This is a genomic window from Pontibacter korlensis, assembly GCF_000973725.1.
GTDB classification, from domain to species: domain Bacteria; phylum Bacteroidota; class Bacteroidia; order Cytophagales; family Hymenobacteraceae; genus Pontibacter; species Pontibacter korlensis.
The window spans coordinates 4,083,201-4,097,520 of the sequence record NZ_CP009621.1; the positions used below are offsets into that span (position 1 = coordinate 4,083,201).

Consider the following 14,320-nt stretch of genomic DNA (forward strand, 5'->3'; position numbering starts at 1 on the left):
AACTGTAGGGCTACATATTTCTGCGGTACTGACCTCCTACCTCAAACAGAGCATTGGTGATTTGTCCAAGAGAGCAATACTTCACGGTTTCCATCATCTCTGCAAAGATGTTACCGTTCTCTATAGCCACTTGCTGTATTCTCTTCAGCATCTGAGCTGATTTATCGGCATTGCGCTCCTGCAGGGCACGCACCATCTTAATTTGGTACTGTTTCTCTTCTTCTGTAGCACGTATCACCTCAGTAGGTATGACCGTAGGTGAGCCTTTTGAAGAAAGGAAGGTGTTTACACCAATGATTGGATACTCGCCCGTATGCTTCAGCGTCTCGTAGTATAAACTTTCCTCTTGTATCTTACCGCGCTGGTACATAGTTTCCATAGCACCCAGTACACCGCCGCGCTCTGTGATGCGGTCAAACTCAGCCAGTACAGCTTCTTCCACCAGGTCGGTCAGCTCTTCAATGATGAAAGAACCTTGAAGTGGGTTCTCGTTTTTCGCCAAACCTAGTTCACGGTTAATGATCAGCTGAATGGCCATAGCACGGCGAACCGAGGCTTCAGTTGGTGTTGTAATAGCTTCGTCGTAAGCGTTTGTGTGCAGCGAGTTACAGTTGTCGTAGATCGCGTACAGCGCCTGCAACGTAGTACGGATATCGTTGAAGTCGATCTCTTGTGCGTGAAGTGAACGGCCGGACGTCTGGATGTGGTACTTCAGCATTTGCGAACGGGCGTCGGCACCGTACTTATGCTTCATTGCCTTCGCCCAGATACGGCGGGCAACACGACCGATTACCGCATACTCCGGATCAATACCGTTGGAGAAGAAGAAGCTCAGGTTTGGCGCAAACTTGTTGATATCCATGCCGCGGCTCACGTAGTACTCCACAAACGTGAAGCCATTAGCAAGCGTGAAGGCAAGCTGCGTGATTGGGTTGGCACCGGCCTCAGCAATGTGATAACCCGAGATGGACACCGAGTAGAAGTTGCGCACGTTCTTGTCGATGAAGTATTGCTGCACGTCACCCATCAGGCGCAGCGAGAACTCCGTGGAGAAGATACAGGTGTTCTGTGCCTGGTCTTCTTTTAAGATATCAGCCTGTACGGTTCCACGAACTGCAGCCAACGTACGTGTTTTGATTGGTTCGTATACTTCCGCCGGCAATACCTGGTCACCAGTCACGCCAAGTAGCATCAGGCCTAAGCCATCGTTCCCTTCCGGCAGGTTGCCCTGGTACTTCGGACGCTCAGCGCCTTTTTCTTTATAAATCGCCTCGATCTTCTGGTTCACCTCTTCCTCCAGGCCATTCTCTTTAATGTAGAGCTCGCACTGCTGGTCTATAGCAGCGTTCATGAAGAAGCCTGTTAGTATAGCAGCCGGACCATTGATCGTCATAGATACCGATGTCTTCGGATCAGCCAGGTTAAAGCCAGAATATAATTTCTTGGCATCGTCCAGGCAGCAGATGCTAACACCGGAGTTGCCAATCTTACCGTAAATATCTGGTCTGTAGTCAGGGTCTTCGCCGTAGAGGGTTACAGAGTCGAAAGCCGTAGAGAGGCGCTTGGCTGGCATGCCTAAGCTTACGTAGTGGAAGCGGCGATTCGTACGCTCGGGTCCACCTTCGCCGGCAAACATACGGGTAGGGTCTTCGCCTTCGCGCTTGAACGGGAACACACCAGCTGTGTATGGGAACTCGCCTGGCACGTTCTCCTGCAGGTTCCACTTCAGCAAGTCACCCCAAGCCTCATACTTGGGTGTAGCCACCTTCGGTAGCTGCAGGTGCGACAGCGACTCGGTGTGCGTCTTTATCTTAATCTCCTTGTCGCGTACTTTAAAGACATAGAACTCGTTCTTGTAGGCCTGTACTTTCTCTTTCCAGTTCTCCAGAATCTTTTTGTTCTGCCCGTCCAGGTTAAGCTCTACTTCGGCATAAGCATGCTCCAGCTGCTTCACCAGGCGGTCTTTATCTTCAACGTCTATACTTTGCACCGCCTCTATAGACTTTTTAATGCCGTACAGTTTCTGCGCTACCTCGGCCTGATCATTAGCCCATTTATCGTAGTTGCGGATGGTTTCAGAAATCTCAGAAAGGTAACGGGTGCGGCTAGGAGGGATGATAAACACCTTCTCCGACATCTCCTTAGAAGTATGCAGGTTAGAGTTAAATTCAACACCCGTTTTCTCAGAGATCTTCGCCATGATAGCACGGTATAGCTGATTCATGCCCGGGTCGTTGAACTGAGAAGCAATGGTACCGAATACCGGTATGTCATCGTCGTTCACATCCCACAGCTGGTGGTTGCGCTTGTACTGTTTTTTTACATCGCGCAGGGCATCCAGTGCGCCACGCTTGTCAAATTTGTTCAAGGCAATCACGTCGGCAAAGTCAAGCATGTCGATCTTCTCCAGCTGCGTAGCGGCACCGTACTCCGGTGTCATCACATACAGGCTCATGTCAGAGTGCTCGATGATCTCCGTGTCAGACTGACCAATACCGGAAGTTTCTAGGATAATCAGGTCAAAATCAGCAGCTTTTACAATATCCACAGCATCCTGTACATACTTGCTCAGGGCCAAATTGCTTTGGCGGGTTGCCAGCGAGCGCATGTATACTCTTTCGTTAGAGATGGAGTTCATACGGATTCTATCCCCCAGCAAGGCACCACCGGTTTTGCGCTTGGATGGGTCAACAGAGATAATAGCAATTTTCTTTTCTGGAAAGTCCAGCAGGAAGCGGCGCACCAGTTCATCCACCAAAGAAGACTTTCCAGCACCACCTGTACCAGTTATACCTAAAACAGGTGTCTTCACATCCTTAGCCTGTTCTTTTACTTCGTTAAGTATGGCTCTTGCCTCTTCCGAGAAGTTTTCGGCGGCTGAGATTAATTTGGCAATAGCTTTAGGATCCTTATCACGCAGATGCTTTGCTTCGCCGTTCAGGTCTTTGCCTGTTGGGAAGTCGCACTTCTGCAGCATATCGTTGATCATACCCTGCAGGCCCATGGCACGGCCGTCGTCAGGGGAGTAGATGCGGGCGATGCCGTATTCGTGCAATTCCTCAATCTCGGTTGGAAGTATAACACCACCGCCACCACCGAAGATGCGGATGTGTCCGCAGCCGCGCTCGCTGAGCAGGTCGTACATATACTTAAAATACTCCAGGTGTCCTCCCTGATAAGAAGTAATAGCGATGGCCTGTGCGTCTTCCTGAATGGCGCAGTCAACAATCTCCTGAACAGAGCGGTTGTGCCCCAGGTGAATTACCTCTGCGCCAGAGGCCTGTATGATACGACGCATGATATTGATCGAAGCATCGTGGCCATCAAACAGAGACGCGGCGGTAACAATACGGATATGGTTAACCGGCTTATATGGCTCTACTTTGGTAAATTGCATACTTATTTTAACAAGTTTTTTCCAGATTTGATGCGAATATAGTCATTTTGTAGCAGAATGCAGATGCTGCCAAAGGCATGGGAACTGCAGCATTTTGTACTCATTTATACTTACGCAGTAGCGAACAGGATAGGTAAGCCTCAGCTTTATGTCTAGTAAACAAGCGCACCAATTGAGGTAAAAAATTGGGTTCATATTTCAACTGGACTGAAAACCTGCAGCATGAGAGGTTGGATGTAAGTTGAAACCTAATAAAACAAAAAAGCCCGCTCCAGGGAGCAGGCGATATAAATTAATTAGTGATACTATATATTACTCTTTTGCCTTAGCGATGGCTCCGTAGAGCACAGGGCTAAAGAAACGGAGGTTCTCCAGGATACACGTCATACTGTAAAATTTATTCAGGTCAATTTCTGAGCTTTCTGCTATCGCCAGTAATAGCTCATCCAGCGTCTCCCTGAATCTTTCGTCAAACTCTTCTTGTGTCATGATGCTAATTTAGGATGCATTGCTTCATCTTAACCAATTTCAGGATGATTAAATTTCAAGAACTAGGCTTAACCTTGCTCTGGCACAGGTTGGTTTTAGAGGGATATTTGTCCTTGGATGCTCCTAAGCTATTTATTTGTTTTGATGTCGCTGCAAAATCTTCTGACAAGAGTAGAAGATTTCTTAACTTTGTTACTCGTATAAAGATTTATGAAGAACATTCGCAATTTCTGCATCATCGCCCACATCGACCATGGCAAGAGTACCCTGGCCGACCGCCTGCTGGAGTTTACCTCCACCGTGGCTGAGCGTGAAATGCAAAACCAGCTGCTCGATAACATGGACCTGGAGCGTGAGCGCGGTATTACCATTAAGAGCCACGCCATCCAGATGAACTATCATTATAAGGGAGAGGATTACGTGCTTAACCTGATCGATACACCAGGTCACGTAGACTTTTCTTATGAGGTTTCCCGTTCAATTGCCGCCTGTGAGGGCGCGCTCCTGATCGTGGACTCTTCCCAAGGTATAGAGGCTCAGACTATCTCTAACCTGTACCTGGCGATCGGAAATGACCTGGAGATCATACCGGTTCTGAACAAGATCGATTTGCCACACTCCATGCCGGAAGAGGTGTCTGACCAGATTATCGACCTAATCGGTTGCGACAGAGAAGACATTATCCATGCCTCCGGTAAGGCCGGTATCGGTATCGAGGAAATTCTGAATGCTATATGCGACCGTATCCCAGCTCCAAAGGGTGACCCTGAGGCTCCGTTACAAGCTTTGATCTTCGACTCTGTTTTTAACTCTTACAGAGGCATAGAAGTATACTTCCGAATCTTTAACGGAACGCTGAAGAAAGGGGAGAAGGTGAAGTTCATAAACACCGGTAAAACCTATGAGGCTGACGAGATTGGCGTACTGAAGCTGAACCAGGAGTCTCGCCAGGAAATGGCTGCCGGTAACGTAGGTTATCTGATTTCAGGTATCAAGAATGCCAAAGAAGTAAAAGTAGGTGATACCATCACGCACGTAGATCGTCCGGCTCAAGGTATTCAGGGCTTTGAGGATGTGAAGCCGATGGTATTTGCCGGTATCTACCCAGTAGAAACAAGCGAATACGAAGAGCTGCGAGCCTCTATGGAAAAACTGCAGCTGAATGATGCTTCGCTGGTTTGGGAGCCTGAAACTTCTGCTGCCCTAGGCTTTGGTTTCCGTTGCGGCTTCCTTGGCATGCTGCACATGGAGATCGTACAGGAGCGTCTGGAGCGCGAGTTCGACATGACGGTGATCACGACCGTGCCGTCGGTGCAGTTCCATGCCTATACTACTAAAGAGAAAATGGTGAAGGTAAATGCTCCATCGGAGATGCCGGACCCTAATTATATCGACCATATCGAAGAGCCTTTCATCAAAGCTCAAATCATTTCAAAGTCCGATTACGTGGGGCCAATCATTACCCTATGTATGGATAAGCGGGGTATTCTGAAGAACCAGACGTACCTAACCAGCGACCGTGTAGAAATGACTTTTGAGATGCCATTGGCAGAGATCGTGTTCGACTTCTTCGACAAGCTGAAAACTATTTCCCGTGGTTATGCCTCGCTTGACTATGAGCTGATCGGTTTTCGCGCGTCTAGCATGGTGAAATTAGACATCATGTTGAATGGTGAGAAAGTGGATGCTTTGAGTGCCATTGTTCACCGTGACAAAGCTTATGACTGGGGCAAGCGCCTGTGCGAAAAACTGCGCGAGCTGTTGCCACGTCAGATGTTCGAGATCGCCATACAGGCAGCTATTGGTCAAAAAATCATTGCCCGTGAGACAGTAAAAGCCATGCGTAAAAACGTATTGGCCAAGTGCTACGGCGGTGACATCTCTCGTAAGCGTAAGCTCCTCGAGAAACAGAAGAAAGGTAAGAAACGCATGCGCCAGGTAGGTAACGTGGAAATACCGCAAGAAGCCTTCTTAGCCGTGCTTAAGCTCGACTAACCTATAAACAAGCCCCGACGTGCCCCTGCGTGTCGGGGCTTTTTACTTAATATCAGTAAGTGTAGCACTGTGTATACCTCTGTTTCTTTCAAAGCCCGCCTATCTGATTTTGCTGAGGCCCAAACTATACTTCTGGAACAGGAGGTAAGGTTTTTGGATGCTGCTATGCAGTTAGAAACATATTATAAGGTGGAGCAGGGGAAGCTTAAGCTGATAAAAGGAGGTTTAGAAAACGCCTTAGTGCATTATCAGCAGCAAAAGCACCAGAATATGTTCTTCAATGAGGTGCTGCTATACTTAAAGCGTCCCTCTTCTGGTCTTGTGGAGACCTTGTACGGAAGTCCACAACCTGTAGTAGAGCTTAAAAAGCTACGGAAAACCTTTGTGTATGATAACCTGAAGGTACACCTGGACCAGCTTGAAACCCTTGGTTACTTTGTAGAGGTAGAGGCGCTGGATATAGACGGCTCCTATGGACTGGAGCACTTGCTGGAGCTGTGTGAAAGTAGGAAAGAGCTGCTTCAGCTGGAAGATGAGGACCTCGTACAGGAAGACTATCCTGTACTTCTTAACCAAATCACTAAATCAATCAATCCAAACAATAACTACAACAAATGACCCTGCTCGACGGAAAAAAGACATCCGAAGCCATTCAGAATGAAATTGCGGCCGAAGTTGCTGCCATTAAAGCAAAAGGAGGAAAGATACCTCATTTGGCTGCCGTACTTGTAGGTAACGATGGCGGCTCTGTTACCTATGTTACCAATAAAGTTGCTACCTGTGAGCGCATAGGTTTTGGCTCTTCACTTATTCGTTACGAAGACACAGTAACTGAAGAAGAACTCCTTAACAAAATCAAAGAGCTGAATGAGGATGAGGAGGTAGACGGGTTTATAGTACAGCTGCCCCTGCCAAAGCACATCGATACCGAAAAAGTGATCGAGGCAATTGACCCAAAGAAAGATGTTGATGGCTTCCACCCAACAAACGTAGGGCGTATGGTCGCTGGCTTGCCAGCTTACCTTCCGGCTACTCCTGCTGGTATTCTGCAATTGCTGCAGCGCTACGAAATCGATACCAAAGGCAAGCACTGCGTTGTTGTTGGACGCAGCAATATCGTAGGTACTCCTATGAGTATTTTGATGGCTAAGGGAGGTTACCCAGGCAATGCCACCGTTACGCTTTGCCACCGCAACACTGTTGATTTAGCTTATCATACCCGCCAAGCAGATATTATTATTGTTGCCGTTGGCCAGCCAGGCCTCATAACCGCTGACATGGTGAAAGAAGGAGCCGTGGTGATAGACGTTGGTACAACCCGCGTACCTGATGCTAGCCGCAAGTCAGGCTTCCGCTTGAGAGGTGACGTTGATTTTGATAATGTTGCAGAGAAGTGCAGCTACATAACGCCTGTACCAGGTGGTGTTGGACCACTCACCATTGCCATGCTGATGACAAATACCTTAAGAGCATCGAAAAAAGAAGTTTACGGGTAACCATTTCGAAGCCCTCTCTTTAAACAGGAGAGGGTTTTTTGTTGCCCCTACTTAACCAACTGTCATTGTACACGCTCATTCCAGCATCACCCCGGAACAGAACATACACTATGCCTTGTTGCTATTTTGATTAACTTTACGGGTTCTGCTTGGTTAAGCATAAATAAACTATATACACCACCAGAACAAGTATAAATGGCTGTACTTAACAAGTTAATACAGCCTGAGGAAGAATAGCATTGGAAGAGACAAAAACATTTAAGACCGCCTCTATACATCAGGTGCCGAAAGATGGCAGTCTGTTGCCACTAATGGAGGCTTTTTATACAATTCAGGGAGAAGGAGGTAACACTGGTACAGCTGCATACTTTATCCGTTTAGGAGGCTGTGACGTTGGTTGCCACTGGTGTGATGTAAAGGAAAGTTGGGATGCAGAACAGCACCCGCTTACACCTATAGAGGACATAGTGGAAACTGCAGCAGCATACCCTGGTAAGGCAGTTGTAATTACAGGTGGCGAGCCGTTGCTCTACAATTTGGCTCCTTTAACAGAGCAATTACAGGCACGGGGCATTAAAACGTTTATAGAGTCCTCAGGGGCATACGCTGTAAGCGGCAACTGGGACTGGTTCTGTCTTTCTCCTAAGAAATTTAAACAGCCTGACCCTTCTGTATATCCTTTTGCAGATGAGCTAAAAGTAGTTATCTTTAACAAGAGTGACTTTAAATGGGCTGAGGAGCATGCTGCCAAGGTAGGAGAGAGCTGTAGTCTTTACCTTCAGCCGGAGTGGAGCAAGGCCCAGGAAATAACGCCGCTCATTGTTGAGTACGTAAAAAACAATCCGAAATGGCGTGTCTCGCTGCAGACACACAAGTACATGGACATTCCGTAAATCCTGATGAAGTATAAACCGCTGCTAACCGCTTTCCTGCTGATGCTGGGAACAGCCTCCATGGCGCAAACATCAAAACTCAGCACCACCTCAGCTAAGGCAGAGCGTTTATACGAAAAAGCAGATGCCTATGTGCGGGCAAGAGATTTTGATAGAGCACTGCAGAGCCTGAACGAAGCTATTGAAAAGGATCCGAAGTTTGCAGAGGCATACATCCGCGCGGCCAGCTTATATAAGATTTTGGGCAACAAAGCAGCTGCATTTGAAAACCTGGAAAAAGGCCTGCCCTTGCTTCCATTTTCTAAGGGGCAGTCAAACAATTACTATGAGTTCGCTGAATTATATTTCGACAGAGGGAATTATCAGGCAGCGAAGGAATGGTATGAAACATTCCTGAAAACAGGCTCTACTAATGCAAAGCAAGTAGAGTGGGCGCGACGTCAGATTAAGACAGCCGCCTTTGCGCAGGAGGCAATGGAGCAGCCTGTACAGTTTAACCCGGAGCAGTTGCCAGGTACGCTGAACAGGTTTGGTCTTCAGTATTTCCCTTACACAACCGCCGATCAGCGTTATTTTATCTATACCGCCAGGCAAAGTGGACGCCCTGACCATGATGAGAATATTTATGTAAGCGAGAGGAAGGGAGAGGAGTGGCAGGCACCCGTTTCTATCTCTGATAATATTAACTCACCAGCTAACGAGGGTGCTGCTACAATTTCTGGCGATGGTAAAACACTGGTTTTTACTTCCTGCAACCGTCCTGATACCCAGGGTGACTGCGATCTCTATATTTCATTTAGAACAGGCAGTGAGTGGAGCAAGCCTCAGAATATGGGTAAGGCTGTAAATTCCAAAGCCTGGGATTCCCAGCCAAGTTTGTCTGCCGACGGAAGAACGTTATACTTTACCTCCACGCGCGGTGGCGGTGTAGGAAAAGAGGACATCTGGGTAACGCACCGCAACGATGATGGGTCTTGGCAGAAGCCGGTAAACCTTGGGAGAGAAGTTAACTCTACCGGGCGTGATATGGCTCCATCCATTCACATGAGTGGCTCAACTTTATACTTTGTAAGTGATGGCCACATTGGGCTGGGTGGGCTAGACATCTTTAAAACAAACCTAAAGGAGAACGGGAAGTGGACTGAACCACAAAATTTAGGCTATCCGTTGAATACCCATGCTGACGAGGGGTCCCTCTTCATTACTCCGGATAGTGAAATTGGTTATTACTCCAGGCAAGTAAACACAGATGCCGGTGTGCCAGGTATTCAGCTGTACCGCTTTGATGTGCCGACAGAATGGCGCAGCCGTGTTAACAGTACCTATGCCCAAGGCCGCGTATTTGATGCTGATTCAAAGAAACCTATTTCCGCACAAGTACAACTGTATGATGTAGAGGCAGATTCTCTGGTGCAGCAAGTTGGCTCAGATAAGGTTTCAGGCGAATATACTGTAGTACTAACGCAGGGTAAGCAGTATGCCTTATATGTGTCGGCTCCTAACTACCTGATGAATAGCCGAAGCTTCGATTATACTTCTTCCAAAGCTTTATCTCCTATAGCTTTGGATGTTTACCTGGAACCTATCAAATCAGGAGCTGCCATGGTGCTTAGTAATCTCTTTTTCGATACAGGTAAATATGCGCTTGAGAAAAAGTCTAAGACGGAGTTAGACAAGCTGGTTACCTTTTTGCAGCAAAACCCTAAAGTGAAGATTGAAATCTCTGGCCACACGGATAATGTTGGCTCCGATCAGGCTAACCAGGTCCTGTCAGAGCGTCGTGCCAAGTCTGTTGTAGACTACTTAGCCAGCCACGGTATCAGCAAAGAGCGCTTCCGACACAAAGGTTACGGCGAGACAAGGCCTGTAAAACCGAATAAATCCGAGGAAGATCGGCAGATGAATCGGCGGATAGAGATGAGAATACTATAAAACAGAAGGCGGTAAAGCATCAGATGCTTTACCGCCTTCTATTTTAAAAGTTCATATTTTAAACTATACTCCCCAGGTATTTGGAGATTTGCGCCATTCAGCCAAAGTATCCATAGCAGATTCCTGAATGTATCCTTGTTTAGCGGCAGCCTCTACTAATGCGCTGTAGTTGCTCAGGCAGTGCAGCGGAATACCAGCATTATGGAAGTTTTCTTCTGCCAGGGCAAAGCCATACGTAAATATAGCGGCCATGCCTACTACTTCAGCTCCTGCAGCTTTAACTGCTTCGGCAGCTTTGAGCGAACTGCCACCGGTAGAGATCAGGTCCTCGATCATTACCACCTTCTGGCCTTCCAGCAGGCGCCCTTCAATTTGATTACCCATTCCATGCTTCTTAGGCTCCGGACGAACGTAAAGAAAAGGCATTTCCAGTAAATCAGCTACCAGTGTACCCTGCGCAATGCCTGCAGTGGCTACACCAGCTATGGCTTCCGCATCGGGATACTGCTGTTTTACAAGCTCAGCTAGCTGTTGTTTAATGTAGCTGCGTATGTACGGGAAAGAAAGCGTAACGCGGTTATCACAGTAGATTGGGGAGTTCCAGCCGCTGCTCCATTTAAATGGCTGCTCCGGTCTTAACTTCACGGCCTCAGTTTCGAGCAGGAATGAGGCTACCTGATGTGCTGTTGTCGTAGAATCCATGGCCCGAAAATACATAAATAATCTTCCTTTTTAAGGCTGCGTATTTTGTTTGAGCCGATTTATTTTTTGTTTTGTATAAAATATGCTTCTGCTGAAGCACCCAAACTGAATGAACGTTTTTATCAACGATATTCCGCTAATCCTAAAAAAAGCTACGGACAAGGTTTATAAGCATGAGTATGACCTTATTCTTAAGTCCTCAGAACACTTTACCTCTAAAGACCTTGTAGGAGATGTGCTGATCAAAGATGCGGATCCGCAGCTGATAGACCGCCTGGTGCGGCTGATGGAAGTAAAGAAGCTAAAAAAGCTTCGGTCGCTTACGCTTGTGGCTGACAAGAAAAAGAAACTGATTGAGCACCTAAAAGATCAGTTTAAAATAGTAAAAGCTGCCGGAGGCTTGGTATTGAAAGACGGAAAGATTTTGATGATCTACCGCTTGGGCGTGTGGGACCTGCCAAAAGGAAAGCTAGAGAAGAAAGAGAAAGTACAACAAGGTGCCCTGCGAGAAGTAGAGGAGGAGTGTAATATAAAGGTTGAGATAGCAGAAAAGCTACCAAAGACCTGGCACTCTTATGCCTACAAGGGCAAAAAGATACTGAAGAAAACAAGCTGGTACCGGATGGAGTGTACCGACGACAGCTTAATGAAGCCGCAGGCGGAGGAGTTTATTGAGGAAGTACGTTGGATGAGTCCTGAAGAAGTGATGGAAGTGCTGCCAAAAGCCTATACTTCTATTGCCTTCATCATCCAACACTATCTGCAATCTCTGAAAACCGGAAAGGTATAAATTCGTCCACGTTGCCGCCAAAGCGATGAATCTCTCTGATGATTGATGAGCTGATGGCGGCAAGGTGTGGTGAAGTAATCAGAAATACACTCTCCAGGTCATGATTTACATGACGGTTTGCCTGCGCAATAGTGTTTTCATACTCAAAGTCGGTAGTGTTACGCAATCCGCGTAGCAAAAACTGAGCACCTATCTCACGGGCGTATTCAGCTGTCAATCCTTTGAAAGTCTCTACTTTGATGTTCGGCTGGTCTTCGAAAAGCCTTGTCATTACTTGGTGCATCCTCTCTATCGGGATGTATCGCTGCTTGCTGCTGTTATTACCTATAGCCACTACAACTTCGTCAAAAAGCTTCGCTCCACGCATTACCACATCATAATGACCATTAGTAAAAGGATCAAAGGAACCAGGAAAAAGGGCAATTCTTTTCATGAGCTAGGGTTTGTATGGAGCTAAAGCTGTTAAATCAGCATCTGCTACAAAAGCTTTAATTACTTAGAGGGTGATATTGTTTAAAAGGTTTCTCCTGTAACCTGAAAAGCATCAGCAGGCCTATTCACATAGATGAAGGCTGTAAAGCTCAAAGTACCGGTGCTCGAACAGGTCGTGAAACTTATAGCTATACTCTATATCTGAAGGTTTTTTGCCTAGCTTAATCTGGCGAATATACTTCTGCAGGATGTTGAACAGGGAAGAATCATGCGTGATGTCGCCCCAAACTGTTAAAGTCTCCTGCTCAGGGTTCATCTTCTGCTCCTGCATAATGAAGATGATATAGTATATAAAATCCTCAGGGCTTACATAATTGAAAATATTGCAAAACTCCAGTCCTCCCGGGCCAATCACCAGCAAGGTCACGTAGTTCCTCTCCACAAAGGCATACATGCTGCGAAGGTTAGTACGCGGTGTCTGGTGCAATATACTCCGGATTAGGGAGCTGGTGACGTGCACTATCTGCAGCGGCTGCTCCGGAAATAAATCCTGCAGTGCCTGGTGCAATCCTTTATCTATGGCAAAGATATTTATTGCCTCCAGGCCATTATGACGGTAGTAAAGCACCTCATCCTGCACAGGATTGATATCTGAATGCAGGCGCAGGTAGTCCTGCAGGTGTGCCGGGTCATAAAGGGTTTCCGGTACCAGGGTGAAATGCTGGTTACTCACCGAAACACGTACTAGGTTCCAGTTTTGCTCCTGTAGAAGTGGGTTTTCCTGCGCTATCAGGCGCAGCTGCTCGCCAATCTGCATTGGAGAAAAGATTGTTATCAACTCGTAATCCTCCAGCACCACAAACTTGTTACGCTCTGTGTTGGCTACTGCAATGCGTATTGCTTTTTGGCTGAGTGCTATGTAAAGATTACACTGACTCGCCTGTGAGGGCGAGAAAGCCTCATCTTGAATCTTGTGTGAGAGCCTGTAGTGTGTGTTGATGGTGTTCAAGGTATCCTGTCGTCCTGTGTAAGCGATGGTGGGCATAACCGCCCTAGTGCAAGTATATAAAAATTATGGCAAAAGGCAGCGGTAGGTATACTATGGCATAAAATTATGAGGCAATCCCAGTAAGTCGTCTAACGAAAGCAAGAGCTGCAGTACCCTGTGTTTGTCCTGTCTGGGTATGTTTTGTAGTTCTTTTACACTCATCCACTGCACATGTTCAATTAGCTGGCCTTCTGCTTGTGCCTCTGGGTCATAGCCAGTTGCCAGCTCGCCTTCAAGAGTCTGCACCTCGAAGAAAAATTCAACAGCGTGTAGCGGCGGGTGCAGAAATTCGTTCACATAAAGAAACCGGCCAACTTCTACCTGCAGTCCTGTTTCCTCTAAAAATTCACGTTTCAGGCAGTCCTGCATACTTTCGCCGTACTGTAGTCCACCTCCCGGTGGTGCCCAAAACGCATAGTTATCAATGGTTTTTCCGTGTCGTACTACTACTAATTTATCATCTTTAATGCAGATACCGCATACGCGTATTCTGAGTTTATCAGCATAGGCGGCAGCATTAGGGTTTAAATCTGGCATGGTTGGTTTACGGGTGTTTTGGTCGTAAATTTACAGTATGATTAAGACGTATAATCCAGAATTTGAAGCTGACATACGTGAGAAGCTAGAGCGGCAGGAATTTATGAAGCTCATGGGCTTTAACGTAACAAAGATAGAAGAAGGTAGGGTAGAAGGCGAATTAACACTGGAGCAAAAGCATCGGCAGCATAAAGGCTTTGCCCATGGCGGCGTAATTGCTACACTGGCAGACATTGTTGCAGGTTTTGCAGCTGTAAGCCTCGTGCCAAAGAATCACCATGTGGTAACTGCCGAAATCAAAGTTTCATACTTCCACCCAGGCCTGGGTGACAAATTGATAGCAAAAGGATACGTTGTGAAGCAAGGACGAAAGCTAAACTTTTGTGAAGCAGAGGTATACGCGGTTAAAGGCCAGGAGCAACCCTTACTGATAGCCAAGGCAAGTACAACTATGGCTACTATCACCCCTGAAGATATTGCGAGAGTTAAGAAGTCAGAAGGATAATTAAATAACATCTTTATAACAGGTTAAACTCCTTCTCCTGATTCTTTTAGTAACTAATTTTGTTGTACAGGCGAGGGTTCTATACTCAACTCTCTAACCCTTTA

Annotated in this window: 13 protein-coding genes; 7 read left to right on the plus strand and 6 right to left on the minus strand. The window is 46.8% G+C overall.

The features are described from left to right. Nucleotides 1-10: 10 nt before the first annotated feature. Entirely contained in the window at nucleotides 11-3,397 is a 3,387-nt protein-coding gene (locus PKOR_RS17575; protein WP_046312431.1) for a methylmalonyl-CoA mutase family protein, read from the minus strand. Nucleotides 3,398-3,709: 312 nt separating this feature from the next. Further along, nucleotides 3,710-3,886 carry a hypothetical protein gene (locus PKOR_RS25330; RefSeq protein WP_200897387.1) on the minus strand — a complete coding sequence of 59 codons (177 nt, stop codon included), beginning with the start codon at nucleotides 3,884-3,886 and terminating at the stop codon, nucleotides 3,710-3,712. Nucleotides 3,887-4,096: 210 nt separating this feature from the next. On the opposite strand from PKOR_RS25330, the gene lepA reads away from it, so the two are divergent. From lepA to PKOR_RS17600, 5 genes are all read left to right on the plus strand, one after another. After that, nucleotides 4,097-5,881 (plus strand): translation elongation factor 4, encoded by a 1,785-nt coding sequence (gene lepA, locus PKOR_RS17580; protein ID WP_046312432.1) that lies wholly within the window; start codon nucleotides 4,097-4,099, stop codon nucleotides 5,879-5,881. Between the two features lie 69 nt (nucleotides 5,882-5,950). Continuing rightward, nucleotides 5,951-6,499, plus strand: coding sequence for a CYTH domain-containing protein (locus tag PKOR_RS17585; protein WP_046312433.1), 549 nt, complete (start codon nucleotides 5,951-5,953; stop codon nucleotides 6,497-6,499). Beyond that, a complete protein-coding gene (locus PKOR_RS17590; RefSeq protein WP_046312434.1) occupies nucleotides 6,496-7,377 on the plus strand; it encodes a bifunctional 5,10-methylenetetrahydrofolate dehydrogenase/5,10-methenyltetrahydrofolate cyclohydrolase in 882 nt (293 codons plus the stop codon). The genes PKOR_RS17585 and PKOR_RS17590 overlap by 4 nt, the downstream gene beginning before the upstream one ends. 239 nt (nucleotides 7,378-7,616) lie before the next feature. Further along, nucleotides 7,617-8,270, plus strand: coding sequence for a 7-carboxy-7-deazaguanine synthase QueE (locus PKOR_RS17595; protein ID WP_046312435.1), 654 nt, complete (start codon nucleotides 7,617-7,619; stop codon nucleotides 8,268-8,270). A gap of 6 nt (nucleotides 8,271-8,276) precedes the next feature. Beyond that, nucleotides 8,277-10,202 carry an OmpA family protein gene (locus PKOR_RS17600; protein WP_046312436.1) on the plus strand — a complete coding sequence of 642 codons (1,926 nt, stop codon included), beginning with the start codon at nucleotides 8,277-8,279 and terminating at the stop codon, nucleotides 10,200-10,202. 63 nt (nucleotides 10,203-10,265) lie between these two features. Here the strand turns inward: PKOR_RS17600 and pyrE are convergent, their stop codons facing one another. Further along, a complete protein-coding gene (pyrE, locus tag PKOR_RS17605) occupies nucleotides 10,266-10,904 on the minus strand; it encodes an orotate phosphoribosyltransferase (RefSeq protein WP_046312437.1) in 639 nt (212 codons plus the stop codon). Between the two features lie 109 nt (nucleotides 10,905-11,013). On the opposite strand from pyrE, the gene PKOR_RS17610 reads away from it, so the two are divergent. Next, nucleotides 11,014-11,694 (plus strand): NUDIX hydrolase, encoded by a 681-nt coding sequence (locus PKOR_RS17610; RefSeq protein WP_046312438.1) that lies wholly within the window; start codon nucleotides 11,014-11,016, stop codon nucleotides 11,692-11,694. Here PKOR_RS17610 and coaD read toward each other — a convergent pair. The 3 genes from coaD to PKOR_RS17625 all read right to left on the minus strand — a co-directional run bounded on the left by coaD (nucleotide 11,651) and on the right by PKOR_RS17625 (nucleotide 13,711). Then, complete coding sequence (gene coaD / locus PKOR_RS17615) at nucleotides 11,651-12,127, minus strand: pantetheine-phosphate adenylyltransferase (protein ID WP_046312439.1); 477 nt, start codon at nucleotides 12,125-12,127, stop codon at nucleotides 11,651-11,653. The genes PKOR_RS17610 and coaD overlap by 44 nt on opposite strands. Before the next feature lie 120 nt (nucleotides 12,128-12,247). Continuing rightward, nucleotides 12,248-13,171: a DUF3822 family protein gene (locus PKOR_RS17620; protein WP_235336706.1), complete on the minus strand. Its 924-nt coding sequence runs from the start codon at nucleotides 13,169-13,171 to the stop codon at nucleotides 12,248-12,250. 54 nt (nucleotides 13,172-13,225) lie between these two features. Further along, nucleotides 13,226-13,711, minus strand: a complete 486-nt coding sequence (locus PKOR_RS17625; protein WP_046312440.1) for an NUDIX domain-containing protein — start codon at nucleotides 13,709-13,711, stop codon at nucleotides 13,226-13,228. Nucleotides 13,712-13,748: 37 nt separating this feature from the next. Here PKOR_RS17625 and PKOR_RS17630 point away from each other — a divergent pair, with 37 nt between their 5' ends. Continuing rightward, on the plus strand, nucleotides 13,749-14,216 hold the full coding sequence (locus tag PKOR_RS17630) for a PaaI family thioesterase (protein WP_046312441.1): 468 nt from the start codon (nucleotides 13,749-13,751) through the stop codon (nucleotides 14,214-14,216). Nucleotides 14,217-14,320: the final 104 nt, after the last annotated feature.